Consider the following 2,586-nt stretch of genomic DNA (forward strand, 5'->3'; position numbering starts at 1 on the left):
GCTGCGGTGCATTTGGATCAGTGAGAGTATAAAAATCACAGAAGCACCTTGCCCGGGGCTACCGAGATTTCGCCCCTATGGGGCTTTTGCCGATACGGCCAAAATGTTTAAGATGCCTTTCCTGTTTTTGGTGTAAACCCAATTCCACATTTCACCTTTTTGCTCCAAAAAACCAATCACATCTATTTTTTTTTTATTACCCCGAGCTTCGGTGCGTAGGGATCATTGAGAGTAAAAAAATCAGACAAGCACCTTGCATGGGGCTACCAAGATTTCGCCCAGATGGGGCGGATTTGTGCTAAAAAAACTGAGAATTTGAAATCAGGGTTGGTAGAAAAAATAAGAATCTTCTACTTCAAAGGAATCTTACTATGGAACATTTGTGGAGAGGAAAGTCGGCGGTGAGGGATTTATTCCTTCTCTAACTTTGCCAAATGATTTGCGACCATTTTCAAGGTCCCATAATCATACTTTGCAGGGAATTCCTGACGGACCAAGACAATATCCCCGTTTTTGGATTTGATCAGCTCCCCGATTTCACGGATTTCCTTTTCACCCATATGTGAATGGATCGAAACTTTCCCCTCAGCAATCCCTTTGGCCAAATGACCTCTTATAGTAGACTCTGCTAGTCCACGTTCTGACGCAATTTCAGCAATTGATTTCCCTGATTGGCTCAGTTCATAAGTGATTTCGTATGTTTCTCCTTTTTCTCTTTTGAGTTTGGCCTCTCCTTTTCCCTTCTTTTTTCTACCAGTTTTGTTAGAAGCGAACTTTGGATTTTCCTTGGCAGCTTGTTTGGCATCCTGCGCCAAGGAAATTCGAAGATTGATGAGTTCTTGGTTTACCGTTTCCATTTTTCCTATTTCTTCTCCATTAAGAATAGCAGGGATCAAAAAAGTCACCTTTTTTACTTCTGTCAGTTTCTTAAAAACCATCAATTCAATTTCCGAGATTCCTTCCAGATAGCTTTTGCTTCTGGTAAACCGCTCCACTTCCCCGCTATGTATCAACAGCTTTCTGAGACTTTCCTTTAGCAATTTTGCATAATACTGACTTCCTTTTTCCAGCCGGTCGAGTAACTTTTCTTCCTCATTCACCTGTAAAATTTGAAGCAGTTGTCTTTGAAATTTGTAGGTATTTTCGCCTTCTTGAAGGATTCCTTCATAGATTTCTGGGATAGCTCTTTGCATTTCAGGGTCTTCAAATTCCATAGTCCCACTAAAATCCTTGTTGAAGGTAGTGATGGCTTGTAGGATTTCTCCAAAATCAAAAGTGCTTTCCAGAAGTTTTGCCATGTACTTCTTTTGATGGAGGGAAAGCAGCCGCTCCAAAGGTTCTTGGTCTTGGGTGGTCTGGGTAAAGTTCACCACATCCCGGTCACTGTTGATGACATGAGATTGGATACGGGTCCTTAAAGTAAGTCCTTCCAATCCACGGAGCCTACTCAAGGCCACATATACTTGACCCGGAGCAAATGCCTGTCCGACATCAATGATGGCTTTGTCAAAGGTCAGTCCTTGGCTTTTATGCACAGTAACCGCCCAAGCCAGCTTGATGGGATACTGCTCAAATGTCCCGATGACATCTTCTTCCAATTCCTTGGTATCCTCATTGACGACATATTTTTTGTTTTCCCAAACCTCTTTCCTCAAAGTATATTCTACCCTGCTGTCCGCCAAAATTACTGTGATTTCATCACCGTCTATTTTTTTGACGGTGGCCATTTTCCCATTGAAATATTCTGAATAGCCACTTGTGTCATTTTTTATAAACATAATCTGTGCGCCTTCCTTCAGTTCAAGGATCTTTGGGATGGGATAAAGGCTTTCGGGAAAATCCTTTTCTATGATGGCCTCAAAGGTATGGGATTTGGTTTTTAGCGCTGCCAATTCCTTTTGGTTGTGTTCTTCAGCTTTATAATTGTGTGTGGTGATGATAATGGTATCCCGTAGATTTTTGATTTCATCTTCACTTTTGTAAAAGGTATTCAGAAAAGCGATGTCAGACGCCGTGGCTTCATTGTCTCGGAGATGATTAAGGAGAGTAATGAACTTCTCATCCTTTTGTCTGAAGATTTTATCAAGTTCCAGATACACCATTCCTGATTGGCGAATCGCTTGGGATTCAAAAAAATGCATGCTTTTGTAAAATTTGTTCAGTACCTGCCATTCGTAGTCTTTCACTATAGGTGGCAACTGAAATAAATCCCCAATCATCAATACCTGAACGCCTCCGAAAGCCTCATCAAAGTTTCTTTTGACACTTCGCATGCGGTAATCAATCGCATCGAGGATGTCTGCCCTGAGCATACTGACTTCATCGATAATGAGCAGATCTACGGCCTTAAGGACTTTTTTTCTGGCCATATTCAAAGGATGTCTTCTGCCCAATGTAAACTGAGTAAAGAAATTACCGCTGCTACTGAAGTTTCCCTCAGGTTCTCGGGTAGGGAGAAAAGTGCCAAAAGGAAGTAGAAACTGCGAATGAATGGTAACTCCCCTTGCATGTAAGGCTGCAATTCCCGTCGGCGCAAGAATCACAAATCGCTTGTGAGTAAGTTCTGCAAGCTTTCTGAGGAATGTG

The 2,586-nt window shown here is 41.9% G+C and carries 1 protein-coding gene; it reads right to left on the reverse strand.

Annotation, left to right across the window (positions count from 1 at the left end; translation table 11 throughout):
• Nucleotides 1-410 precede the first annotated feature (410 nt).
• A partial coding sequence (locus ACZFYI_RS18830) for a helix-turn-helix domain-containing protein (protein WP_462525661.1) occupies nt 411-2,586 on the reverse strand: 2,176 nt, incomplete at its 5' end.

This window comes from Aquiflexum sp. (genome assembly GCF_977115555.1).